The 24,131-nt window shown below is 52.7% G+C and carries 25 protein-coding genes; 11 read left to right on the forward strand and 14 right to left on the reverse strand.

Translation table 11 applies throughout. The features are described 5' to 3' along the window. Positions 1–164 precede the first annotated feature (164 nt). Complete coding sequence (metH, locus tag WC1_RS22525) at positions 165–3,848, forward strand: methionine synthase (RefSeq protein ID WP_016149385.1); 3,684 nt, start codon at positions 165–167, stop codon at positions 3,846–3,848. Positions 3,849–4,087: 239 nt separating this feature from the next. Then, complete coding sequence (locus WC1_RS22520) at positions 4,088–5,719, forward strand: Na/Pi cotransporter family protein (RefSeq protein WP_016149386.1); 1,632 nt, start codon at positions 4,088–4,090, stop codon at positions 5,717–5,719. A gap of 65 nt (positions 5,720–5,784) precedes the next feature. Here the strand turns inward: WC1_RS22520 and pepE are convergent, their stop codons facing one another. Together pepE and WC1_RS22510 are read right to left on the reverse strand one after the other, a co-directional pair. Then, positions 5,785–6,474 carry a dipeptidase PepE gene (gene pepE, locus WC1_RS22515; RefSeq protein WP_016149387.1) on the reverse strand — a complete coding sequence of 230 codons (690 nt, stop codon included), beginning with the start codon at positions 6,472–6,474 and terminating at the stop codon, positions 5,785–5,787. Positions 6,475–6,583: 109 nt separating this feature from the next. Beyond that, positions 6,584–6,862, reverse strand: a complete 279-nt coding sequence (locus tag WC1_RS22510) for an addiction module antidote protein (RefSeq protein ID WP_016149388.1) — start codon at positions 6,860–6,862, stop codon at positions 6,584–6,586. 491 nt (positions 6,863–7,353) lie between these two features. On the opposite strand from WC1_RS22510, the gene WC1_RS22505 reads away from it, so the two are divergent. Further along, entirely contained in the window at positions 7,354–8,142 is a 789-nt protein-coding gene (locus WC1_RS22505) for a phosphotransferase family protein (RefSeq protein ID WP_003844688.1), read from the forward strand. Positions 8,143–8,229: 87 nt separating this feature from the next. On the opposite strand, the gene WC1_RS24590 is transcribed toward WC1_RS22505, so the two are convergent. Beyond that, entirely contained in the window at positions 8,230–8,391 is a 162-nt protein-coding gene (locus WC1_RS24590; RefSeq protein WP_003841416.1) for a phage protein, read from the reverse strand. Between the two features lie 141 nt (positions 8,392–8,532). Between WC1_RS24590 and WC1_RS22495 the strand changes: the two genes are divergently transcribed. The 3 genes from WC1_RS22495 (at position 8,533) to WC1_RS22485 (ending at position 9,605) form a co-directional block, all read left to right on the forward strand. Beyond that, positions 8,533–8,898: a hypothetical protein gene (locus WC1_RS22495; RefSeq protein ID WP_003841415.1), complete on the forward strand. Its 366-nt coding sequence runs from the start codon at positions 8,533–8,535 to the stop codon at positions 8,896–8,898. A gap of 96 nt (positions 8,899–8,994) precedes the next feature. Next, a complete protein-coding gene (locus tag WC1_RS22490) occupies positions 8,995–9,288 on the forward strand; it encodes a type II toxin-antitoxin system CcdA family antitoxin (protein WP_032947883.1) in 294 nt (97 codons plus the stop codon). Further along, positions 9,288–9,605: a CcdB family protein gene (locus WC1_RS22485; protein ID WP_003841409.1), complete on the forward strand. Its 318-nt coding sequence runs from the start codon at positions 9,288–9,290 to the stop codon at positions 9,603–9,605. The genes WC1_RS22490 and WC1_RS22485 overlap by 1 nt, the downstream gene beginning before the upstream one ends. Positions 9,606–9,638: 33 nt before the next feature. Here the strand turns inward: WC1_RS22485 and WC1_RS22480 are convergent, their stop codons facing one another. The 8 genes from WC1_RS22480 to WC1_RS22445 form a co-directional block, all read right to left on the reverse strand. Further along, positions 9,639–10,451: a shikimate 5-dehydrogenase gene (locus WC1_RS22480; RefSeq protein ID WP_016149390.1), complete on the reverse strand. Its 813-nt coding sequence runs from the start codon at positions 10,449–10,451 to the stop codon at positions 9,639–9,641. Position 10,452: 1 nt separating this feature from the next. Further along, entirely contained in the window at positions 10,453–11,676 is a 1,224-nt protein-coding gene (gene sorE, locus WC1_RS22475) for an L-sorbose 1-phosphate reductase (RefSeq protein WP_003031639.1), read from the reverse strand. A 68-nt stretch (positions 11,677–11,744) separates the two neighbouring features. Beyond that, on the reverse strand, positions 11,745–12,569 hold the full coding sequence (locus WC1_RS22470) for a PTS system mannose/fructose/sorbose family transporter subunit IID (RefSeq protein WP_003031641.1): 825 nt from the start codon (positions 12,567–12,569) through the stop codon (positions 11,745–11,747). An 11-nt stretch (positions 12,570–12,580) separates the two neighbouring features. Beyond that, positions 12,581–13,378, reverse strand: coding sequence for a PTS mannose/fructose/sorbose transporter subunit IIC (locus WC1_RS22465; protein ID WP_003841402.1), 798 nt, complete (start codon positions 13,376–13,378; stop codon positions 12,581–12,583). Between the two features lie 65 nt (positions 13,379–13,443). Next, positions 13,444–13,938 (reverse strand): PTS sugar transporter subunit IIB, encoded by a 495-nt coding sequence (locus tag WC1_RS22460; protein ID WP_003031646.1) that lies wholly within the window; start codon positions 13,936–13,938, stop codon positions 13,444–13,446. After that, on the reverse strand, positions 13,938–14,345 hold the full coding sequence (locus tag WC1_RS22455) for a mannose/fructose/sorbose PTS transporter subunit IIA (protein ID WP_003031647.1): 408 nt from the start codon (positions 14,343–14,345) through the stop codon (positions 13,938–13,940). Before WC1_RS22455 ends, WC1_RS22460 begins: the two co-directional genes overlap by 1 nt. Positions 14,346–14,354: 9 nt before the next feature. Further along, positions 14,355–15,161, reverse strand: a complete 807-nt coding sequence (locus tag WC1_RS22450) for an SDR family oxidoreductase (protein ID WP_003031649.1) — start codon at positions 15,159–15,161, stop codon at positions 14,355–14,357. A 70-nt stretch (positions 15,162–15,231) separates the two neighbouring features. Further along, positions 15,232–16,185: a sugar-binding transcriptional regulator gene (locus WC1_RS22445; protein WP_003844696.1), complete on the reverse strand. Its 954-nt coding sequence runs from the start codon at positions 16,183–16,185 to the stop codon at positions 15,232–15,234. 469 nt (positions 16,186–16,654) lie between these two features. Here WC1_RS22445 and rluF point away from each other — a divergent pair, with 469 nt between their 5' ends. Next, the gene (gene rluF / locus WC1_RS22440; RefSeq protein WP_008786901.1) at positions 16,655–17,530 is read left to right on the forward strand and encodes a 23S rRNA pseudouridine(2604) synthase RluF; all 876 of its coding nucleotides are present in this window, start codon (positions 16,655–16,657) and stop codon (positions 17,528–17,530) included. Here rluF and WC1_RS22435 read toward each other — a convergent pair. Next, a complete protein-coding gene (locus WC1_RS22435; RefSeq protein WP_003826541.1) occupies positions 17,527–17,799 on the reverse strand; it encodes a YjbD family protein in 273 nt (90 codons plus the stop codon). The genes rluF and WC1_RS22435 overlap by 4 nt on opposite strands. Positions 17,800–17,991: 192 nt before the next feature. Here WC1_RS22435 and WC1_RS22430 point away from each other — a divergent pair, with 192 nt between their 5' ends. Further along, entirely contained in the window at positions 17,992–18,348 is a 357-nt protein-coding gene (locus WC1_RS22430) for a type II toxin-antitoxin system RelE/ParE family toxin (RefSeq protein ID WP_016149391.1), read from the forward strand. Further along, on the forward strand, positions 18,345–18,683 hold the full coding sequence (locus WC1_RS22425) for a helix-turn-helix domain-containing protein (protein WP_003841397.1): 339 nt from the start codon (positions 18,345–18,347) through the stop codon (positions 18,681–18,683). The genes WC1_RS22430 and WC1_RS22425 overlap by 4 nt, the downstream gene beginning before the upstream one ends. Before the next feature lie 20 nt (positions 18,684–18,703). Here WC1_RS22425 and rtcR read toward each other — a convergent pair whose 3' ends face one another. Continuing rightward, entirely contained in the window at positions 18,704–20,290 is a 1,587-nt protein-coding gene (gene rtcR, locus WC1_RS22420) for an RNA repair transcriptional activator RtcR (protein ID WP_016149392.1), read from the reverse strand. 448 nt (positions 20,291–20,738) lie between these two features. Between rtcR and WC1_RS22415 the strand changes: the two genes are divergently transcribed. Continuing rightward, positions 20,739–21,866, forward strand: a complete 1,128-nt coding sequence (locus WC1_RS22415; protein WP_003841393.1) for a slipin family protein — start codon at positions 20,739–20,741, stop codon at positions 21,864–21,866. A gap of 5 nt (positions 21,867–21,871) precedes the next feature. Further along, positions 21,872–22,657, forward strand: coding sequence for a nucleotidyltransferase domain-containing protein (locus WC1_RS22410; protein ID WP_016149393.1), 786 nt, complete (start codon positions 21,872–21,874; stop codon positions 22,655–22,657). A 42-nt stretch (positions 22,658–22,699) separates the two neighbouring features. Here the strand turns inward: WC1_RS22410 and lysC are convergent, their stop codons facing one another. After that, on the reverse strand, positions 22,700–24,049 hold the full coding sequence (gene lysC / locus WC1_RS22405; protein WP_003844704.1) for a lysine-sensitive aspartokinase 3: 1,350 nt from the start codon (positions 24,047–24,049) through the stop codon (positions 22,700–22,702). Positions 24,050–24,131: the final 82 nt, after the last annotated feature.

The raw sequence follows: 24,131 nt of genomic DNA on the forward strand, positions 1-24,131 counted from the left end.
TTTTCGTTTTATTCAATTATAATGCAAGAATTCCTGTACTGATCGGATGAGTGAAGCTGAACATGTCTCATGTTGGCCGTTGTTCTCTTTTCCGCCTCTCAGGTTTGTGCCAGTATGGCCTGTTGAGTTTTTTTCGGTCTGGTTGAGCGTTGTCGGGAGCGAGTGTGAGCAGCAAAGTAGAACAATTACGTCAGCAGTTAAATGAACGTATTCTGGTGCTGGACGGCGGTATGGGCACCATGATCCAGGGATATCGTCTGAGCGAAGAGGATTTCCGCGGCGAACGCTTTGCCGAATGGCCGTGCGATCTGAAAGGTAACAACGACCTGTTGGTGCTCAGCAAACCGGAGGTGATCGCCGCGATTCATAACGCCTACTTCGAGGCGGGCGCGGACATCATCGAAACCAACACCTTTAACTCCACGACTATCGCCATGGCGGATTACCAGATGGAATCCCTGTCGGCGGAAATCAACTTTGCGGCAGCCAAACTGGCGCGCGCGGCGGCAGACGAATGGACGGCGCGCACGCCAGACAAACCGCGCTACGTCGCGGGCGTGCTTGGCCCAACCAACCGTACGGCGTCTATCTCGCCCGACGTCAACGACCCGGCTTATCGTAATATTACCTTTGATCAGCTGGTGGCCGCCTACCGCGAATCCACCAAAGCGCTGGTGGAAGGCGGTAGCGACCTAATCCTGATTGAAACCGTTTTCGATACCCTCAACGCCAAAGCCGCTATTTTCGCGGTTAAAACTGAATTCGAAGCGCTGGGCGTTGAGCTGCCGATTATGCTCTCCGGCACCATCACCGACGCTTCCGGGCGTACGCTCTCCGGCCAGACCACCGAAGCATTCTACAACTCCCTGCGCCACGCCGATGCGCTGACTTTTGGTCTGAACTGTGCCTTAGGCCCGGACGAACTGCGCCAGTACGTGCAGGAACTGTCGCGTATTGCCGAATGCTACGTTACCGCACACCCGAACGCCGGTCTGCCGAACGCCTTTGGTGAGTACGATCTCGATGCCGACACCATGGCGGCGCAAATCCGCGAATGGGCCGAGGCGGGCTTCCTGAATATTGTTGGCGGCTGCTGCGGCACCACGCCGGAACACATCGCCGCCATGAGTCGCGCAGTGGACGGACTGCCGCCACGCCGCTTGCCGGAAATCCCGGTTGCCTGCCGCCTTTCCGGCCTTGAGCCGCTGAACATCGGCGACGACAGCCTGTTTGTGAACGTCGGCGAGCGTACCAACGTTACCGGTTCGGCGAAGTTTAAGCGCCTGATCAAAGAAGAGAAATACAGCGAGGCGCTGGACGTCGCCCGCCAGCAGGTAGAAAGCGGTGCACAGATTATCGATATCAACATGGATGAGGGGATGCTCGACGCCGAAGCGGCGATGGTTCGTTTCCTCAACCTGATTGCCGGTGAACCGGATATCGCCCGCGTGCCGATTATGATCGACTCCTCGAAATGGGAAGTAATCGAAAAAGGGCTGAAGTGCATTCAGGGTAAAGGCATCGTTAACTCCATCTCGATGAAAGAGGGGGTTGAGACCTTTATCCATCACGCGAAGCTGCTGCGTCGCTACGGTGCTGCAGTGGTGGTGATGGCCTTTGACGAGCAGGGCCAGGCCGACACTCGCGCGCGCAAAATTGAGATCTGCCGTCGGGCGTACAAGATTCTTACCGAAGAGGTGGGCTTCCCGCCGGAAGATATTATCTTTGACCCGAACATCTTTGCGGTGGCGACCGGGATTGATGAACACAACAACTACGCGCAGGACTTTATCGGGGCCTGTGAAGATATCAAACGCGAACTGCCACATGCGCTGATCTCCGGCGGCGTCTCTAACGTTTCATTCTCGTTCCGTGGCAACGACCCAGTACGTGAAGCCATTCACGCGGTATTCCTCTACTACGCCATTCGCAACGGCATGGACATGGGGATCGTCAACGCCGGACAACTGGCAATTTACGACGACCTGCCCACCGAGCTGCGCGATGCGGTTGAAGATGTGATCCTCAACCGCCGTGACGATGGCACCGAACGACTGCTGGAGCTTGCTGAGAAGTATCGCGGCAGTAAAACCGACGACACGGCGAATGCCCAGATGGCGGAGTGGCGCAGTTGGGACGTGAAAAAGCGCCTCGAATACTCGCTGGTGAAAGGCATAACCGAGTTTATTGAGCTGGATACCGAAGAAGCTCGCCAGCAGGCCGCGCGCCCGATCGAGGTTATTGAAGGACCGCTGATGGACGGCATGAACGTGGTTGGCGACCTGTTCGGTGAGGGCAAAATGTTCCTGCCGCAGGTGGTGAAATCCGCTCGCGTGATGAAGCAGGCGGTGGCCTACCTTGAACCGTACATTGAGGCCAGCAAAGAGAAAGGTTCCAGCAACGGCAAAATGGTCATCGCAACCGTGAAGGGCGATGTGCACGATATCGGTAAAAATATCGTCGGCGTGGTGCTGCAATGTAACAACTACGAAATCGTCGATCTTGGCGTGATGGTACCCGCGGAGAAAATCCTCAGAACGGCGCGTGAAGTGAATGCCGATCTGATTGGCCTTTCCGGGCTGATTACCCCATCGCTGGACGAAATGGTCAACGTGGCGAAAGAGATGGAGCGTCAGGGCTTCACTATTCCGCTGCTGATTGGCGGTGCGACCACCTCAAAAGCGCACACCGCAGTGAAAATTGAGCAGAACTACAGCGGCCCGACGGTGTACGTGCAGAACGCCTCGCGTACCGTTGGCGTCGTCGCTGCGCTGCTCTCTGACACCCAGCGTGATGACTTTGTCGCCCGTACGCGTAAAGAGTATGAAACCGTGCGTATCCAGCATGCGCGTAAGAAACCGCGTACTCCGCCCGTAACGTTACAGGCTGCCCGCGACAACGATCTGGCCTTTGACTGGGAAAACTACACTCCGCCGGTGGCGCACCGTCTGGGCGTACAGGAAGTGGAAGCCAGCATCGAAACCCTGCGCAACTACATCGACTGGACGCCGTTCTTTATGACCTGGTCGTTGGCCGGGAAATATCCGCGAATCCTCGAAGATGAAGTAGTGGGCGAAGAGGCGAAGCGTCTGTTCAAAGATGCCAACGACATGCTGGATAAACTCAGCGCTGAGAAGACGCTGAATCCGCGTGGCGTGGTGGGTTTATTCCCGGCCAACCGCGTGGGTGACGACATCGAGATTTACCGTGACGAGACGCGTACGCACGTCATCAACGTGAGTCATCACCTGCGCCAGCAGACGGAAAAAGTCGGTTTCGCCAACTACTGCTTGTCTGACTTTGTTGCGCCGAAATTGAGCGGTAAAGCGGATTACATCGGTGCTTTTGCGGTCACTGGTGGTCTGGAAGAAGACGCGCTGGCAGATGCTTTCGAAGCGCAACATGACGACTACAACAAGATCATGGTGAAAGCGATTGCTGACCGTCTGGCGGAAGCGTTCGCAGAATATCTGCATGAGCGCGTGCGTAAAGTCTACTGGGGCTATGCGGCGAATGAGAATCTCAGTAACGAGGAGCTGATCCGCGAAAACTACCAGGGGATTCGCCCGGCACCGGGCTATCCGGCGTGTCCGGAACACACCGAAAAAGCCACCATTTGGGAACTGCTGGACGTGGAGGCGCATACCGGGATGAAGCTCACCGAATCCTTCGCCATGTGGCCAGGTGCGTCGGTTTCCGGCTGGTATTTCAGTCATCCGGACAGCAAGTACTACGCTGTGGCGCAAATCCAGCGCGATCAGGTTGAAGATTATGCCTTCCGTAAAGGGATGAGCGTGGCAGAAGTGGAGCGCTGGTTAGCGCCGAACCTCGGCTATGACGCCGACTGATTCACAAAACTGTCATCTTTCTTTACAACAAACAGGGCGCTCAATGAGTGCCCTGTCTCTTTATTACGTTTAAACCCTTATACTGAAAGAAGGTTCGCGAGCGCTGTTTGCCGGATGGCGGCGTAAACGCCTTATCCGGCCTACAAGGGACATTCTGTAGGCCTGATAAGCGCAGCGCCATCAGGCACGCTATCTGCGCCGAGCCCAGGAACATATAACGATAAGGAGTACTTGATTCCGTGTTAACTCTGTTACACCTGCTTTCTGCCGTCGCGATGCTGGTTTGGGGTACGCATATTGTGCGTACCGGCGTGATGCGCGTCTTCGGCGCGCGTTTACGCACCGTGCTCAGCCGTAGCGTTGAAAAGAAACCGCTCGCCTTCTGTGCCGGAATCGGCGTCACTGCCCTGGTGCAAAGCAGTAACGCTACCACCATGTTGGTGACGTCGTTTGTCGCGCAGGATCTCGTGGCGCTGACCCCTGCGCTGGTGATTGTGCTCGGTGCCGACGTGGGGACCGCGCTGATGGCGCGTATCCTGACCTTCGATCTCTCCTGGCTGTCGCCACTGCTGATTTTTATCGGCGTGATCTTCTTTCTCGGCCGTAAGCAGTCCCGCGTGGGGCAACTGGGGCGGGTCGGTATTGGACTGGGGCTGATTTTACTGGCGCTGGAGCTGATTGTGCAGGCAGTAACGCCGATCGCTCAGGCTAATGGCGTACAGGTTATTTTCGCCTCACTTACCGGCGATATCATGCTGGATGCGCTGATTGGCGCCATGTTTGCGATTATCAGTTACTCCAGCCTGGCGGCGGTACTGCTGACGGCAACGCTGACCGCGGCGGGCATTATCTCGTTCCCGGTAGCGTTGTGTCTGGTGATTGGCGCCAACCTCGGCTCTGGTCTGTTGGCGATGCTCAACAACAGTGCTGCGAATGCTGCTGCCCGTCGTGTGGCGCTCGGCAGCCTGCTGTTTAAGCTGGTGGGCAGCCTGATTATCCTGCCGTTTGTTCATCCGCTGGCCAATCTGATGGATGAACTGCCGCTGCCGAAATCTGAACTGGTTATCTACTTCCACGTCTTCTACAACCTGGTGCGCTGCGTGGCAATGGTGCCGTTCGCCGAACCGATGGCGCGTTTTTGTAAACGCATCATCCGCGATGAGCCGGAGCTGGATGCGCATCTGAAGCCCAAACATCTGGACGTCAGTGCGCTGGATACGCCGACGCTCGCTCTGGCTAATGCCGCCCGCGAAGCGCTGCGTATCGGCGACGCGATGGAGCAGATGATGGACGGGTTGAAGAAGGTGATGCACGGCGAGCCGCGCGAAGAGAAAGAGTTGCGCAGGATGGCGGATGACATCAACGTGTTGTACACAGCGATTAAGCTCTATCTGGCGCGGATGCCAAAGGATGAACTAGCGGAAGAGGAATCACGCCGTTGGGCGGAGATTATCGAAATGTCGCTCAACCTCGAACAGGCTTCCGATATCGTTGAACGTATGGGCAGCGAGATTGCCGATAAGTCGCTGGCCGCCCGTCGGGCATTCTCTGTGGAAGGGCTGAAAGAGCTGGATGCGCTTTACGATCAGTTGCTCAGCAATCTGCAACTGGCGATGTCGGTGTTCTTCTCAGGCGATGTGACCAGCGCCCGCCGTCTGCGCCGCAGCAAGCACCGTTTCCGTATTCTCAACCGTCGTTATTCGCACGCGCACGTTGACCGTCTGCATCAGCAGAACGTGCAGAGCATTGAAACCAGCTCCTTGCACCTGGCACTGTTGGGCGATATGCAGCGTCTGAACTCGCTGTTTTGCTCCGTGGCCTACAGCGTGCTGGAACAGCCGGATGAAGACGATGAGCGGGATGATTATTGAGTGAGGTGAAGCGGTAGGCCGGATAAGGCATTTATGCCGCCATCCGGCATCAGACAACAAATCAACTAAAAGCAGTGGCCTGCTTCAACAGCAACCGCCTCTTCACCCGCTTTAAAGATATACGTGGTGTTCGGGCCGCCGAGCACGGACTTACCGTTACTCACCTTGATCCAGTTACCTTCCGGCAAGCCAATCACCGTCAGCTCCGGTGCCACAACCAGCAGTTCGCGAATACGCTGTTCACGCGTTTCGCCTTTGTGGCCTTCCGGCAGCGCGTTGGTGAAATGTGGGTTAATCTGCAGCGGGAACAGACCCAGCGCATCAAAGCCTTTGGGATCGACAATCGGCATGTCGTTGGTGGTGCGGATGGTCTGGCAGGCAAGGTTGGAACCCGCGCTCCAGCCGATGTACAGCGCACCGCGTTTGACGACATCCACGATCGGCGCCAGCAACCCGCGCTCACGACTCTCTTTCAGCAACTGGAAGGTATTCCCGCCGCCGACAATCACCAGCTCGGCGTTTTCAATGGCTGCAATTGGATCGGCAACGGTATGAATACCGGTAACGTTAACGCCCATTGGCGCAAAGATGGCTGCCGTTTTCGCCGTGTACTCATCCCAGGTTTGCGTCACGCCAGCGAACGGAAAAAACACCGCCGTGCGGCGACCATTCAGTTGCTCTGCGATCAGCGGCAGCGCATGTTCCATCCAGCCTTTGCCCGGCAGCGTCGAGTTACTCAATAAAAGCAGTTCCATCATTTCTCCATGTAATCAGAAAATTACAAACCGCGCTAATGCTACCACTATCAGCCTGACGCCTTACTGATATGGCTCACGATGTTGGAAGGGGAGATAGAAGCTGGGACTATTTCCTAAGTGTCAATCCAATACCGAGCACCTTCATCACAGCCAGCGTGGTTTTCAGCGTCGGGTTTCCTTTCTCACTAAAAGAACGATAAAGCTGCTCGCGGGATAATCCCGTTTCTGCCGCGATGTTCGCCATTCCCTTAGCGCGTGCCACCACGCCCAACGCTTTTGCAATGTACGTTGCATCGCCTGTTTCGAGGGCATCGGCCATAAACACGGCAATTTCTTCATCATCAACCAGCGCAGTGGCAGGATCGTAGTGAGTAAGTTTATTCATGGCGGAAGGTCTCCTGATAGTCCAGTGAACGGGCGAGCATTCTCCAATAGGTTTAACATCACCAGCTCAACCATTCGGCAGTCGAAAAAGTCGTGCGGCAATGAGCGTTTTGGCCCTGCGATCCCGAAGATACTGTTCCCAGCGTTGGAAAACCGTGGTCTGAAGAATTTCCATGATTACGTTCCATGTATTTTATAAACTACATTATGAATTGACAAGTTGAAAGTAGAGAATAAAAAACTGGGAGATAAGAGAAAATGCTGGTGGGCGTAAACAGGAAAGCACATCGCAGTAATGCGTAATTTTCCAGGATGCTGCGGTTGATACGCGAAACGATAACAGGGGAGAGGGGGCTGCTTTGTGCCAAAAGCGGACGTTGCCATACGCGCAAATTAGGAATGGTGCTTTATAACTTCATCCGCACCACTACCTATTTGCATTACACTTAATAAACAAGAACAACCAATCCGCTAATTTTGAAGGGATAGTGCATGTCTGCCATGGATTTATCCAAAATGGGCACTGCCAGAGTGGCTCTGAATACCAGTGATTGTGATCATATAGTTATAGAGAAGTGGCCTGTCAGCGAAGTTGAATGGGCCTTTTATAAATACGTGGCAACAGAGCTTAATCAGGCAGAGGTTGCAACTCCTAAGCTCTTGTCTGCTGATGCAGCCTTACGCCAATTAAGTATGGAGTATATTCCTTATTCGGTTGAACAAGCCAATGTGGCAAATGATTATGCCATAGCTATGCTGGGCCGCCTGCATCGTTATCCTGCGCATTCTGAATGGCTTTATCACACTCATACATGGACAGAAAAAGCGTTAGAAAACTCTCTCGTGCTTTTGGCGTTACCAGAAAAAAGTGCACAGCAGCTACGACGATTTCAGCAATGTAGTAATGAGTTATTTGGCTACCAAAGCCTGGTTTCAGGCGACAGCAACGCAGGCAACTGGGGAATGAGAGAAAACGGTGATTTAGTTCTTTTTGACTGGGAAAGATTTGGCAAAGGGAGTCCTGCTATCGATCTAGCTCCCCTTATAAAGGGAATGGGGAAAAAACAAATGTTTATGGCCCTTTCAGAACGCTATTGCAAGCTATCCTCCCACAAAAATATCATAGATCTGGCCAGAGAAATTGCTATAGCCAAAGCCTGGATTGTCACTGAAGTGATTACCCTACTTCAAAAGCGGAAAAAGGCTGCATTTCCCATTTATCTAAACTGGTATAGAGAGCATCTTCCAGACTGGTTAGACAACGTCAAAAAAATGTTATGAAGAATGAATTTAAAAAAATGCACTTTACCGGAATGTCCGCTCCTCGCTCTAAGCAGACCTCCAGAAAACGATACATAATGCCGATCGCTAGACTTCAATCCCTTTCTGCTTCAGTTCTTTTCTGATCACACGTTTAATCCAGGCTGCCAACGATTCATCGCCATCCTGCCGTTGTGCTTCTTCCATCGCTTTGCGCAGTTCCGGATCCAGACGGAATTGAAACGGGGGATTGCCTCTTCTTTCGTTCATGTGTGTTGACACCTTAATTACACAAGAGTAGTGTGAGTATGTGTGATGACACATTACTCTCACACACCAAAAATGACAACGCCCCGAAAGTGCGGGAACACGATCAGGGCGTCTAACCACAACATTATACGAGGTAATGCTATGGCTGATGCTAATAGTACCACTAACGCCTGTTTTGCGTCTTCTTCTCTCATACCGCAAGCTGACCTGCTTTATTTTCCACTCGCCGAGGCGTTCCGCCATCTTGATTGTCGCCATCTCACCACCGAAGAAAATCTGGCGCTATCGTTTGGTTGTGAAGAGGCGCTGGCAGGGTTGTACCAGACGCTGAATTTTATGGGCGAAAGCCTGCTGACCATGGCGGGTGAAGGTCAGGAACATTTTGCCTATGAGAGCATATGCCAGTTAGGACACAGTCTGGTAAATATCAGCCAGTTGATTCCCGCGCTGGCGCAGTTGGAAGCGAAAGCTGACCAGCAGCTGTTTGTCAGCGACTCCCTAAACTAATCTGGAAAGCGCCTCGCAGACATCTTCTTCGGGGCGTGACAGGCCTGTGCAACCACCTTAGTGTGACATGATGATTTGCTGGTCGGGGAATAGGAAATGCTCGCTTATTACGCTAATCTTAGGCATATCATGCGCACTGCTATGGGGGTTATCATGCGCACTGTGTCTAAGGTAAAAAAATCAGTCAATGTCTCTCTGGCTCCAGAGATACTGGAAGAGGCGCGCAAGCTTAAAATCAATCTGTCAGCGGTTTTAACCGAAGCCCTGATCGAAAAATTTCGCGAGAACAAACGCGAAGAATGGTTGCGGGATAATAAAAAATCGATAGAAGCATTAAATCAATGGGTGGAAGAAAACGGTTCGTTCAGTGATTTTCAAAGGACATTCTGATGGAGCAGTATTGCGCTTATGAGAATACAGGAAGTGGAAAAAGCGTTTATCCGTTTTTAATTAGCTTACAGCATCCGGTGGCCGCTGTTTTGCAGCATGTACTGGTCGCACCCGTTATAGCGCTAAGCCAGTTTCCCAACGAAGTCCCGCCAGCTAAAATTTGCCCGGTTGTTAGCATTGGTGGGCAAGCCTATGTGGTGATGACGTACATGATGACAGGCATACCTGTGAAGAATGTGGGTAACTTTGTGGGAGATCTGACCGCAAACAGGGCAGAACTTCGAGATGCGATTGATTTTCTGATTAATGGCTATTAGAGCGCCCATCCCCGGCGCTCTGTTCCTGCTCCTTTACCCCGCCCGCGCAAATTCTGCTGCTTCGGCAATCAGCGCGTTATCCGGGCGCACGTCGGTGTACATGGCGAATTGCTCTACGGCCTGTAAGGCAATCACCTCTGCGCCGCTGATGGTCTTTTTACCCAACTGCTGTGCCAGCTTAATCACCGGTGTTTCTGGCGGCAGGGCGACGACGTCAAACACTACGCAGGCGGCAGCGACCATCGCTTCGCTGTAGGCCAGCTCATGGCTTTCTTTACCACCCGCCATGCCGACGGGCGTCACGTTGACCAGAATATCGCAGGCAATTCCATCCGGCTGCGGCTGCCACTGGAAACCGTACTGTTTTGCCAGCGTAGTGCCGCTCTCTCGATTACGTGCGGCAATGATTACATCCGTAAACCCCGCATCGCGAAAGGCGGCAATCACCGCTTTGCCCATGCCGCCGCTGCCGCGAATCATCACGCGTGCACTGCTATCGAGCTGGTGGCTGGCAATCAGACTTTTTACCGCAATATAGTCGGTGTTAAATCCTGTCAGCGTACCGTTGTCATTGACGATGGTATTGACGGAATCAATGACGCTTGCGGAAGGATCGATGGCATCCAGAAACGGCATGCAGCTCTCTTTAAACGGCATTGATACCGCGCAACCGCGGATACCCAGCGCGCGAACGCCTTTCACTGCGGCCTCAATATCCTGCGTGGTAAAGGCTTTGTAGATAAAATTTAACCCTAATTTTTCATACAGATAGTTGTGAAAGCGAGTGCCAAAGTTGCCAGGGCGACCGGCAAGCGACATGCACAACTGGGTGTCGCGGTTAATCATGTTAAATTTCCTCGGCGTGAGACAATATGTACTGTTCGGCTTCCTGCGACCAGACCCCCTGATGACGCTCCAGGATATCGCGCAAGGCTGGATCATCAATCTGCGTGAGCGCGGTTAATGGTAAGGCTTTGCCGGTATAAACCAGTTTTTTCCCGCCGCCGATTTTTGGCAGTTCCAGCGTTGTTTCACCTGCCGCATTTAACCCCAGAATGTGCGTCACCACTTTTGCCGCCTGAACTTTCTTCTCTTCGATCAGTTTTACCGCCGCGCGCATGTCGTCGGTATTGCCGCCAGACGTCCCAACATAATGGGTGAAGGCGTAGTGTACGTCGTAGAAGTTAATCGGCGCGCTAAACTGCTTATCCTGCGGACCAGCAAAGAAGTTCATGCAACCATCGGCAGCCAGCAGGGAAGAGGCCAGCGTAACCAGCTGTTCGTTGGGCACAAACACAAAGATGTCATCAAACCCGTGCCCGCCGCTCAGCGCCATCAAGGTGTCATAACTCGCATCCTGGGCGTGGAGATAATGGATCAACGTTTGTGGTTCTGATGGATAGTGCTTGCGGGCGTAGCTCAACTTGTCGTTATTGGTATCGGTTACCACCAGCAGCGCCGGGTTAACCGGGCCATGCAGTGCATAGTCGATCGCCAGTAGTCCCATCGGACCGGTGCCGCCGAGTATCAGTGTATGTCCCTGCGGACGAATGCCCATCTTATGGTTATAAGAGCCTTCCTGCAGGTGATAGTTGGCGTTGAATGCGCCAATCACGCAGGATAGCGGCTCAACCAGCGAACCTTCAAAATAGGTTTCACCTTCGTAGGCCAACAGGCAGTCCTGCTCCATGACTTCATCAGGAATGATGACGTGCGTGGCTTCACCGCCCACCCACGGGAAGGAGTAGCCGGGACAGTCCGGGCGATCCGGCAGTTGCAGGTTAGCCTGAATGACATAGCGCTGGCCGGGCTGAAACTTATGCTGCCATTTTTTGCCTACGGCAATAATGTCGCCGCAAAACTCATGACCGATGATGATCGGGTTGGTGGCCACATCGTCCGGCACCTTTTTGTGGTTCTCGCCCTGGTTAGCCTCTTTCCAGGAAGAAAGGCACAGGCTGTCGGTTACGACTGAGGCCAGAATTTCGTCATCCCGCATTTCAGGAAGGTCGAAAGTTTCCAGGCGCAGATCGCGTTTACCATAAAGACGTAAAGCTGTTGTTGTTTGCATTGTTACCACCTCTTCCTCTTTCGAGGACTATTTGTTGAAGTTGCCCCGGCATTGCCGGAGCGAAAAAATCAGGACAGGAAGCCCAGTGCGTTACCGATAATTCCCAGCGCAAACAGGGCGAATATTAGCCATACCGGATTAATTTTCTTGTTGAGCAGACGCACCATCAGCAGTGTCAGACCCAACGCCAGCAGGCCGGGGCAGAGTTGGTCGAGAATGTTCTGCACGGTCATGGTGACGGTGGTGCCGTCTGCGCCAGGCGTTTGCGATACCACCAGCGGCACGTTGATGCTGGTCCATTTGGTGACCAATACTCCCATCACAAACAGGCCGAGAATCGATGCGCCTTCGGTCAGTTTCTGCAGCAGATTGCCGCCCATGTCGCTGACGATGTTGACCCCTTTACGAAAGCCAAGCTGTAAGCCGTACCACTTCATTGCCAGACGTACTGCATTGAAAATAAAGAAGAACAACAGTGGGCCGAGAATGTTACCGGACAGCGCCAGCGATGCGCCGAGCGCGGCGGTAATCGGGCGCAGCGTTCCCCATACCAGCGGATCGCCGACGCCGGCCAGCGGACCCATCAGCCCAACTTTGATACCGTTGATGGCACCGTCGTCAATTTCCGCACCGTTGGCGCGAGCTTCTTCCATCGCGGCGGTCACGCCAATCACCGGACCGCAAACGGCAGGTGTGGTATTGAAGAACACCAGGTGCCGTTTGAGTGCTGCGACCTGGTCTTCTTTCAGCGGATACAGGCGCTTGATGGCAGGGATCATGTCGTAGCAAAAGCCCAGCCCATGAATGCGTTCAAAGTTGAATGACGCCTGTTGCAGGTTGGAGCGAACGAACATGCTAAACAGGTCGGATTTGGTCAGTTTTTTCTGTTCCATGGCTGGCTCCATTAGTCATCAAGCTGATCGATAGCTTGAGAAGAGGCGGGTTGCGCCTGCGGTTCGGCTTTACGCCACTGTGGGTTCAACTGGATGTAGACCAGCGCGATAATCACGCCAACCCCACCGAAAGCCAGCAGGCTCAAATCGAGATAACCCCCAGCGATAAACCCGAGGAAGAAGAAGGGCATCAGGTACTTCACCCCCATCATGCGCAGCACCATGGCGTAGCCGACCACCACGATAAAGCCACCGGCAATCTGCAATCCGCGGGTGACGAATTCCGGAATGGCGTTGAGCATATTGCTGACCATATCGGCGCTGACAAACAGCGAGACGATTAATGCAGGAATGGCAACGCGCAGCGCCTGTACACCGAGAGCGGAAACGTGCAGCATGTCGATGGTACGAAAGCGGGCGTCTTCGGCGGCTTTATCCGCCGCGTGCTGGAACACCACGGTGATGGTACGGGCGAATACCGTCAGTACCTGGCCTGCCGCCGCCACCGGCAGGGCGATGGCGATACCGGTAGCAATGCTTTGCTGACCGACGATAACCAGAATGGCAGAGATAATACTGGCGAGCGCCGAATCGGGAGACTGCGCTGCGCCGACGTTCATCCAGCCAAGAGCGATTAACTCCAGCGTGCCGCCGAGCATAATCCCGGTTTTTAAATCACCGAGGATCAGGCCGATAACGGTACAAGCAATTAGCGGACGGTGGGTCTGGAACTCATCCAGCACGCTGCCCATTCCTGCAATACAGGAAAATAGAAATATGGCGATAATTTGTAGGGTACTTATTTCCATAATATGTCACCTTGTGAATGTGATCATCCCTGCCTGTTAAAGCATAAGTACACAGGCATTTTTATTTATTCAGCGAACGATTGTTCTTCTATTTTTTCGAGAATATTAATAGATGGATCGGATGCGACGACGCGTAAATCCAGCGTGACACCCAGTTTATCTAACTCACGAAACGCATGAATATCGTCGTTATCTAAAGAAACGGCTTTGGTTAATTGTTTTTTACCTGGTCGCCAGGCCATGCCGCCAATATTTAATGTGGTGATTTTTACCCCTTGTTTTACCATTGCTAATGCATCCTGCGGGCGGGTAAATAGATAAAAAACGGTTTCGTTCTGGTATTGCGGATTATGGTAAACTGCGACCGCCTTTTCGATATTAACAACGTTCACTTTCATTCCCGGCGGGGCGGCCTGACGTAATAATGTACGACGTACTTCATCGTTATAAACGTCGTCATTACAGATAATAATCCGTTGGGCATTCGCCACCTTCGACCAGACGGTGGTGACCTGACCGTGGATCAGGCGGTCATCAATACGAGCAAGGGTAATGTTCATCAGAAATCCTCTTCGGCCGTTTCCAGATGTTTCCAGACGACACAGGTTTGTTGAGCAATGGTCGTCAGGTGTTCGCACAGTTCATCCACATTCATACTGCTTTGGTTGTCTACCAGCTCCAGCGCCAACGGCAGTGATAACCCGCTAATGACCCGTATCGCCGGATTGTGCATCGCCAGCGTCGCGGCAGCATTCCAGGGACTGCCACACTGCAAATCGACGGCAATCAGCCATTCATCGCCAGTGTGAATACTTACTAACTTTTTCAGCTTTTCCACGATGTCGCTGGCGTTCTCTCCGGGGACAAATGCCACGGCTTCAACGTTGGCATCACCGTAGACCATCTGTACCGATTCCAGCATGGCGCAGGCCAGTTTGCCGTGAGCACAGAAGATTGCATTGACCATAAAACCTCCTTAGCCTCGCGTTTTTCCGCCAGCAATGTTAGTGGTTACTCCGGTTATGTAACTGGCGCGCTCAGACAAAAGATAACAAACAAAATCAGCGACTTCGCTTAAGCGCCCTGAGCGCCCAATTGGGATCGCGTTCTTGGTGTAGCCCTCGCGCAGCTGTTCGACGGTAATGTTGCGAGTCCAGGCCAGCGCTTCTTCATATTCGGGGGTACGCAGTCCGGTTTTTTCCAGAATGCCGGGTGCAATGCCCACCACACGAATGCCGTGTTTGCCCAACTCTTTCGACCAGGAACGGGTAAAGCTATTCAATGCTGCTTTGGTGGCGGCATAGCAACTTTGGCCCTCTGAACCTTCCAGCCCGCTTTCTGAAGAGACATTCACAATCACGCCGTTACGCTGTTTTACCATTTGGCGTGCCGCTGCTTGCGACATTAAGAACACACCTTTCTGGTTGATATTCACCATTTTTTCAAAAGCGGCTTCGTTGAGTTCATATTGCCCGGCGGGGGCTTTTTCATCGACCAGTAGCCGCGGAAAATTAACGCCTGCGTTATTCACCAAACCATCGATACGCCCATAGCGGTGGATAATTTCGGTAACGGTATGATTAACTTCTTTGGCGCTGGAAATATCTGTCGGCCAGAAATGATATCCATTATGGCCTTCATATTTACCGTCACCACCGTGAATATCCGCCATTTGCACATTAGCGCCCTGCGCTAATAACTCTTCAACAATCGCCAGCCCAATTCCGGATGCACCACCGGTAACAATAATGACTTTGCCCTGCAAGTTTAACCACGTTTGCATAATTAACTCCCGATTTCAGATAAGGGGATCCCACATAAAATTAATTATGGCAGGACCAATTAGAATTTATTTACTTCAACAATAATTCAGCGGTATGGCTGTTGGTGACTAAACAGTTAATATAATTCCCACGTAATGCGCCTAATATCCCACTGTATTTTTCTTCACCCATTGCAATGCCAATGGAGTAACGCGTCTGTTTTAATTTATTGGTTTCGATGGAGAGCGTCTTTTCACTCATATTGGTTTCTACGGTTGCACCGTTGATATCGTAAAAGCGCGAGCAAATGTCTCCGGCGACCTGGCGAGCATGCAGGTCATCACTCTCTTCACTGCCGTAAAAAGCGTGCCAGTTGGCGCCATCACGTATTGCCGGAGATCCAATCCCAACCAGCGCGATGTCCAGATTATCCCAATAAGCGGAAATCGATTTAAAATGTCGTGACTGCATGATCCCGTTACGGATCAGCGGGTTTTCCAGCAGTGCCGGGAAATCTGCCAGGTGTGATTCCCCTTTAAGCTTTGCCGCAGCGCCGTAGGTCAACGTATTGACGTGGTAACGGCTTTCAAGCTTGCCGGACGGTCCGCCGATAATCGGCACGCAGATCAGCTGGCGCGACTGGCTGGCAGGGGATAACCCTTCCACCAGTCCCCGCACCGCGCGGCCCCATGAGAACCCGATAATGTCCCCAGGTTCCAGTAAGCGTTCCAGCAACTGTGCACCGTGCACACCCATCATGGTGAGTTGTTCGTCTTCCTGTTCACTGTCGCAGGAGACCACCACCGCTTCTTTCAGGCCAAATTTCTGTTTTAGCTGCTGTTCCAGCCACAGATTTTCGTTGTAGTCGTAATTAATGGCGATGGTGACGATACCCTGCTCGCGTCCACGTTTTAGCAAACGGCTGATCGTGGTGCGGTAAATACCCAGCTCGCGGGCGATTTGCGCTTGTGTCATATCCTGTTCGTAATACAGCTGCGCTATCTTTACGATTAGGCGGATATCATCGCTGTTTTCCGTCGCCATTTTTGGACTCCTGCACATTTGTGCAAATCACGAAATTGTCTTCTTGATCTGATATAACCCCAACTGTTCTCCATCTCAAAGCTATTTTCACTTATTTCAGTGCCCTGTAATGACCGATTGTGTTGCACATTTGATGTGGTGATGGCGTGCTGTCGGCACATATGTGCTTGTCTCTCTAATGTATTGATTCTGCTTGTTTTCACCCAACAAAATTGCAGGGATGGATCGCTGACACTTTTGTGTCAAAAGGTGTGACGGATCACAAATAGCGCGTGGGCAGTCGAACACGATTATTTTTTATCGTCCGCAAGGTAGGGTATATTTCGCTTTTAATACACAAAAGTATTCAAGTTGTATCAAGGCGGCAAGGGAACGAATTCCTGGGAGCATAGATAACTATGTGACCAGGGTAAGTGAGGGCAGCCAACGCAGAGACGGCTTGAAGGATGAAGTGTATACAGGAGAAATTATGCTGCCCGACTCATCCATCCGATTAAATAAATACATCAGTGAAAGCGGAATCTGCTCGCGTCGCGAGGCGGATCGCTTTATCGAACAAGGGAATGTCTTCCTGAATGGTAAACGCGCCACCATCGGCGATCAGGTGATGCCTGGCGACGTCGTAAAAGTGAATGGTCGGTTGATTGAGCCGCGTGAAGCGGAAGATCTGGTTTTTATCGCGCTGAACAAGCCGGTAGGAATTGTCAGCACCACCGAAGACAGCGAACGCGACAACATTGTTGATTTCGTGAATCACAGCAAGCGCGTGTTCCCCATTGGCCGTCTGGATAAAGATTCCCAGGGGCTAATCTTTCTGACCAACCACGGCGACCTGGTGAATAAAATCCTGCGTGCCGGTAACGATCACGAAAAAGAGTATCTGGTGACGGTAGATAAGCCGGTCACTGATGACTTTATCCGTGGTATGGGGGCTGGTGTGCCAATCCTCGGTACCGTCACCAAGAAATGTAAGGTGAAGAAAGAAGCGCCGTTTGTGTTTCGCATCACGCTGATTCAGGGGCTGAACCGTCAGATCCGTCGTATGTGCGAACACTTTGGCTATGAAGTTACCAAACTTGAGCGTACGCGTATCATGAACGTTGGCTTGTCCGGCCTGCCGCTTGGTGAATGGCGCGACCTGACGGATGACGAACTGATCGATCTGTTCAAGTTGATTGAGAACTCGTCCTCAGAGGCCAAACCGAAGGCGAAAGCGAAGCCAAAAACCGCAGGCATTAAGCGCCCGGTAGTGAAAATCGAAAAATCTGCGGAGAAAGAGAAATCACGCCCGGCAGCAAACGGTAAACGCTTTACCTCGCCGGGGCGTAAGAAGAAAGGACGTTAACGTCTGCCGCGCGTTGGCGTATTCGCTGACCAGGAAAACGATGCTTCCGCATCCGGTTTATAAGCCTGCTTTTTCTTTAACTGGCGGGCTTTTTTCGCTTCCGCTTCGCGCAAGGCCATCAGTTTATCGATGTACTCTTTCTTGATGCTGTTGGTCTCTGCGTTGGTCAGCAGCCGGCCATGCGCAATGCGCGCGCGGTCGAGCAGCGTTTTCAGTTCACGCTGTTCGCGCTCGGTCATCTCTTTTTGGGTAATGCGGGGGAGTGCCATACGGGTGCCCTCTGTTAGCCGATATCCTCAGTGTACGGTAATTCGTGCAGAATAAAACTAATCCTGAAAGAGCCTCGCAAAATATAGCTTGTTGAAGTGACGGAATTTCTATTCTGATTTAGCGTAATGACAGGAAAACGTGTGGGTTACAACATTTTATTGCTTGTATAAAATTTTATACAAGGATGTGTTATGCTTTCAATAAGGCGAGCCTTAAAGCCCATTGTCTGGATTGGCAGTTCATTTGATGATTTACGAAGCTTTCCTGAAGATATACGTAAAACCGCTGGTTTTCAGTTACATCGTTTACAGGCGGGATTAGAAGCTGCTGACTGGAAGCCGATGCCAGAGATAGGTCGCGGTGTTGAGGAGGTAAGGCTCAGGTATGAATCTGGCGCATACCGAATCATCTACATTGCTCGCTATGCTAACGCAGTCTATGTACTGCATTGCTTCAATAAAAAGACAAAACGTACTTCTGAGCACGATAAACACATTGCTAAAGTTAGATATCGAACGGCTTTGCAAGAAGACAGGAATCAGAAATGAACAATACCGTTGATAATAAGGTTCGCCATGTAACCTCTCCGGATGTCAATATTTTTGCCGAACTGGGGTTTGCAGAAGCGGAAGCGAAGAGCCTAAAGCATGATGCTGAATGCGAGGTCGAACAACTCATTCTCCTGAAGCAGCAGTTGATGCAAGAAATTTCCGGATGGATTCATGAAAACCATCTGAAACAAGCGGAAGCTGCTGTGAAACTGAATATTTCCCGGCCCCGTGTTTCAGATGTTGTTAATCAGAAAACCAACAAATTTACTCTTGATGCGCTGGTCATGATGCTGGTGAAATTAGGAAAACCAGTAACAGTTCAGATTGGGTAATATTAGATTTAGATATTGTTTCATTGTATCTGATCGCTGTGAGCGCTTTCCCAGCTTAGCCCGAAACGAGCGAGATATTTGCGCAGGCGGTCTGCATCGTTAGGATTGGCTTTTTTCTGCCGTGAGACGGCAAACAGTTCGCGTCCGGCTTCCGACAGCGACGCACAGCGGCGGCACACTTCCAGTACCGTTTCTAACTGGCGGCGATCGAACAGGTCAATGTCCATATTCAGTTCAGGCTGCGGAGTTGCTATCTGCCAACTCTCCTTTAGCAGCGCAATCTCTTCTTCGACAAGGGATAAGGTGATGCGACCTTGTTCGGCAAGCGTCGCCATGCGCGCGATGGATGAACTGAGTTCGCGAAAGTTGCCGCGCCATTGCGCCTGTGGGGAGCAGGCAAATGCCAGATAGGAAGCGCGGGCTTCTTTATCGAAACGGATTTGCGTCTGTTTGCTGTTGGAGAAACGTTGCAGCTCATACTCGACGTTCGGCGCGATATCTTCCCGCCGCTGCGTCAGACCGGGCAGGGCGAAGCACCACATGTTGATACGCGCGTAGAGATCCTCGCGAAAACGGCCTTCAGCGACCCATTGCCGCATGTCGCGATGGGTGCCGGCAATCAGCTGAAAATCGCTGCGTACTTCTTTGTCTGACCCAAACGGGAAAAAGGTTTTTTCTTCAATTGCTTTGAGTAGCATGGCCTGCTCGTCCAGCCCTAATTCGGCGATCTCATCGAGAAACAGCACGCCGCCATCGGCCTCTCGCAGTAATCCGCTACGCGCCGTGAGCGCACCGGTAAACGCCCCCTTCACATGACCAAACAGCGTGGACATCGCATTGTCGCCGCGCAGGGTTGCGCAGTTGACGGCAACCAGTTTTCCTGCCACCAGATGCCGCGACTGGCGTAGCTGAAAAATACGTTTCGCCAGGAAGGATTTACCCGCGCCGGTAGGGCCGGTGAGCAGGATCGGGTCGGTCGAACGCAGAGCGACCCGCTCAATGCGGTCGATCAGTTTATTGAAGGTGGCGTTGTGCGTATCAATCCCGGCTTTCAGAAAAGAGACCGACTGCTGCTGTTCGCGCTGAAAACGACTGGTGAGCGTGGCGTAGCGGCTTAAATCGAGATCGATAACCGAGCAGACGCCAGCGGCGATGGCCTCATCTGATGAACCGCGTGGCGCGGGGCCGGTTTGCAGCAGGCTGGCGGGCAGGTAGCGCGCTTCTGTCAGCAAAAACCAGCAGATTTGTGCCACGTGAGTGCCGGTGGTGATGTGCACCAGATACTCTTCGTTTTCCGTATCAAATTCATAATGCGTGGCAAAGTCGAGAAACGCGGCGTAGACCTCTTCAAAGTCCCACGGATCGTTAATGGTGACGGCATGCGGGCGAACATGGGTGTGCGGCGAAAGCAGCGCGACGTCTTCAATCAACCTTTGCGCCATGCTCTCATCGCGTGGCTGGTGGAGGAGTTCCAGCCTGTCGACAGGGAAATCGGGTTGTTGGCATAGCCCAACCGTGGGTCGCCACTTCTTAAACCGATTGGCCCGCTTGCCGCGCTTATCGAGCACCGTTCCCAGTACGCCAATCACTACCCGTCGCTTCTTCATGGTTTATCCGAAAAGATAAATAAGAGAATAAAAGATAAAAAAATTAACCCGTTGAGACAACCACCATTATTGGTGTTAATAATTAAAATCATAAAAATCAATTAATTAAAAATTAAATATGCTTGTTTTAATTCCTGGCACGCTTCTGGCAATAACACTTGCGTCAATCACGCTGAAAGCGCAGGGGGTTAAACCCCGCCGGCACGTCAGGAACGGCACAGGCTGTTTTCCGGGAGTGTTCCGTCAGCCGATGACACACAGTGGGTTCGATTCCCAATTTCATCCCCGAATGAAAACTGGTTGTTAATCATAGAAATAAAGCGGAGTGATGCGCAGTTAGCACGCTTCAGAACAGGCTGCCGGTAATGATGCCGTGTGACAGGCAAAAAGGAATTCCCCTGTCGCTTCGCCCCTGCACCCGCGCCTGACTCACAATAAGGAATAAAAAATGATGAAAAAAATCACTATTCGTAAAGGCCAGCTTGGCCTGTTATCCCGACAGGGTGATTACTATCAGGTACTGGATGCAGGTGAACACCGTTTGCCATGGTTTAACACTCCGGACGTTCTGGTAATCAATACCGATGGCAGCGAAATTCCGGAAGCGCTCGCGGAGTATTTACGTCGCTTCCAGCCTACATGGGTGGAGCAGTACTGTGTGGTGGCTGATTTAACCGATACTGAAGCAGGTGCGCTGTATGTGAACGGCGTCTTGCAGGAAATTTTGCCACCGGCAACGCGCCGTCTGTACTGGCAGGCCGATGAAGCGCTGAAGCTGGTACGGATGGATACACGTCAGGTTTTGGTTCCTGTTGACGTGATGAACGCAGTATTACAGCCCCGTCGCAGCGGTGCGGTGAAAGGTCGCGAAGCTATCTTAACGGTGCAGGTCCCGGCGTGGCACGTCGGTGTACTGAAAATTGACGGTGAAACTCAGGCGCTGTTGCTGCCGGGGTTAACAGCATACTGGAAGGTAAACCATCTGATTGAAGCGGAAGTGGTGGATACCCGTTTGCAGGTGCTGGAGGTTGGCGGCCAGGAGATACTGACCAAAGATAAGGTCAACCTGCGTTTAAACCTGGCGGCGAACTGGCGTTATAGCGATGTGTTGCTGGCATTTGGTCAACTGACTAAACCGCTGGATCACCTTTACCGTGAATTGCAGTTTGCGCTGCGTGAAGCGGTGGGAACGCGCACGCTGGACGAATTGCTGGAAGATAAGCAGGTGATCGATGAAGTAGTGAGCGCACAGGTGAAAGCCCGCATGACGCCGTTTGGTATCGAAGTGGCTTCACTGGGGGTGAAGGATATTGTCCTGCCCGGCGATATGAAGGCTATTTTGTCGCAACTGGTTGAAGCGGAAAAATCCGCCCAGGCCAACGTGATCCGACGTCGTGAAGAGACTGCCGCCACGCGATCGCTGTTAAATACGGCAAAAGTGATGGAAAACAACCCGGTAGCGCTGCGCTTAAAAGAACTGGAAACCCTCGAAAGAGTTGCTGAGCGTATCGATAAAATCTCGGTGTTCGGGGGCCTGGATCAGGTGCTGCACGGCCTTGTGAACATAAAAGGATAAGAATAATGAGCGACAACACAGTGGACAGCGCAATGCGTGCAAGGGTATTGCGCCAGCTAAAAGAGGTTGAGCAGCGTTATGGCGTCAGGGTGCTGTATGCCTGTGAATCCGGCAGCCGTGGCTGGGGATTTGCCTCGCCGGACAGCGACTACGACGTGCGATTTCTCTATGTTCATCCCCCTGAATGGTATCTGCGGGTCGAAGCGCAACGCGATGTTATCGAGCTGCCGATAGATGATGAGCTGGACGTGTGCGGCTGGGAATGGCGCAAGGCGCTGGGGTTACTCAAAGGCGCAAACCCGACGCTTATCGAGTGGCTGGATTCGCCAGTTGTCTATCAGCAGGATGAAGTGACCGTTTCGGCGCTGAAAGCGTTGGTGCCCAAATGGTTTTCTCCGCTACGTGCCCGCTGGCACTACTACTCGATGGCGCGGAAAAACTTCCGTGGCTATCTGCAAGGTGACGACGTGCGATTGAAGAAGTACTTCTACGTCATTCGGCCGCTGCTGGCGGTACGTTGGGTGGAGGCGGGAAAAGGCGTGCCGCCGATGCGTTTTGCCGACCTGCTGGCGGGGAGTGAACTGGATGCGCCATTGCGTCAGGAAATCGACGAATTGCTGGCGCGCAAACAGCGGTCAGGTGAGGCTGAGTATGGTCCGCGTCGTCCATTGTTACATGCGTTTATCCGCGCCGAACTGGAGAGAGGAGAAATCCCGCCAACCTTACCAGACAGCCGGGAAGGGGATGTGAGGGAATTGGACAGGCTGCTATATGGCACGGTGATGCGGTGAAAATGCCCGATGGCCTAAGAACCATCGGGCGTTGACGTCTACTTATTCAAACAAATTATGGTGTAGCTTCTGTACCACCTGCTCGGCTTCAGCACCGGGTACCAGGAAGCACAGGTTATGGCTGGACGCGCCATAGCAAATCATCCGAATATTGAACGGCTCCAGTACGCCGAACACCTCTTTACCCACGCCGCAGGCTTTGGACAGGTCGTTGCCAATCAACGCCACCAGCGCCAGGCCTTCTTCGACTTCCACGCGGCACAGCGCCGACAGCTCCATCAGCAGAGACTGTGTTAACAGTGTATCGCCGGTGGACGTTGAACCGGTGGTATCCAGCGTCAGCGCCACGCTGACTTCGGATGTGGTAATTAAATCGACCGAGATATTGTGGCGTGCCAGGATGCCGAACACTTCCGCCAAAAAGCCGCGAGAGTGCAGCATATTCAGGCTATGCAGCGTCAGCAGCGTCTGCTTACGGCGTAATGCCAGCGCCCGGAACAGCGGTGGATTCGCGGTTTTATTACATACCAGCGTACCGCCTGCTTTTGGATCCTTACTGGAGCCCACAAACACCGGAATATCGCTACGTACGGCTGGCAACAGGGTTGCCGGATGCAGCACTTTCGCGCCAAAGGTCGCCATTTCCGCGGCCTCTTCAAAGGCAATTTCATCAATACGCTGCGCAGCCGGAACCACGCGCGGATCGGTCGTGTAGATGCCGGGAACGTCGGTCCAGATATCAACGCGCGTTGCGTGTAGGGCTTCTGCCAGTAAGGCGGCGGTATAATCGCTGCCGCCGCGTCCCAGCGTGGTGGTGCGGCCCTTGCCTTCACTGCCGATAAAGCCCTGAGTAATCACCAGACCTTCGCTCAGACGCGGGGCCAACTGGAGCGTTGCCAGTTCAGCCAGCGCCGTGACGTCGGGTTCTGCACGACCAAAACGATCGTTGGTGCGCATCACTTTACGCACGTCAAACCACTGCGCTTGCACGTTGCGTTCACGCAGGATCTCGACGAACAGCAGGGTAGACATCAGTTCACCGTGGCTGACCAGTTCGTCGGTCAGCGCGGTTGAGGTCGCCAGTGACGCCGCTTCTGCCAGTGTGGTGATGTTTTCCAGCAGACGTTCGATCTCTTCACGGATCACGTTTGGATAACGCAGGCGTTCCAGAATGTTGAACTGAATTTGACGAATGGCATCGAGTTTTTCGAAGCGCGCGGTTGGCTCCAGCCCTTCAGCCAGTGCGACCAGCAGGTTGGTGATTCCCGCAGAAGCGGAAAGTACCACCACACGGACGTTAGCATCAGAAAGCACGACATCAGCGCTGCGATTCATGGCATCAAAATCCGCCACGCTGGTACCACCAAACTTGGAGACAACTACATCAGTCATAACTACCTCGTGTCAGGGAATGAATAGAGCGACCATGGCACATAAGGCAGAACGAAAACCGGTGCAGGCGCAAATGCAAATA

This window comes from Citrobacter sp. KTE30 (genome assembly GCF_000398825.1).
Classification (GTDB): Bacteria; Pseudomonadota; Gammaproteobacteria; order Enterobacterales; family Enterobacteriaceae; genus Citrobacter; species Citrobacter freundii.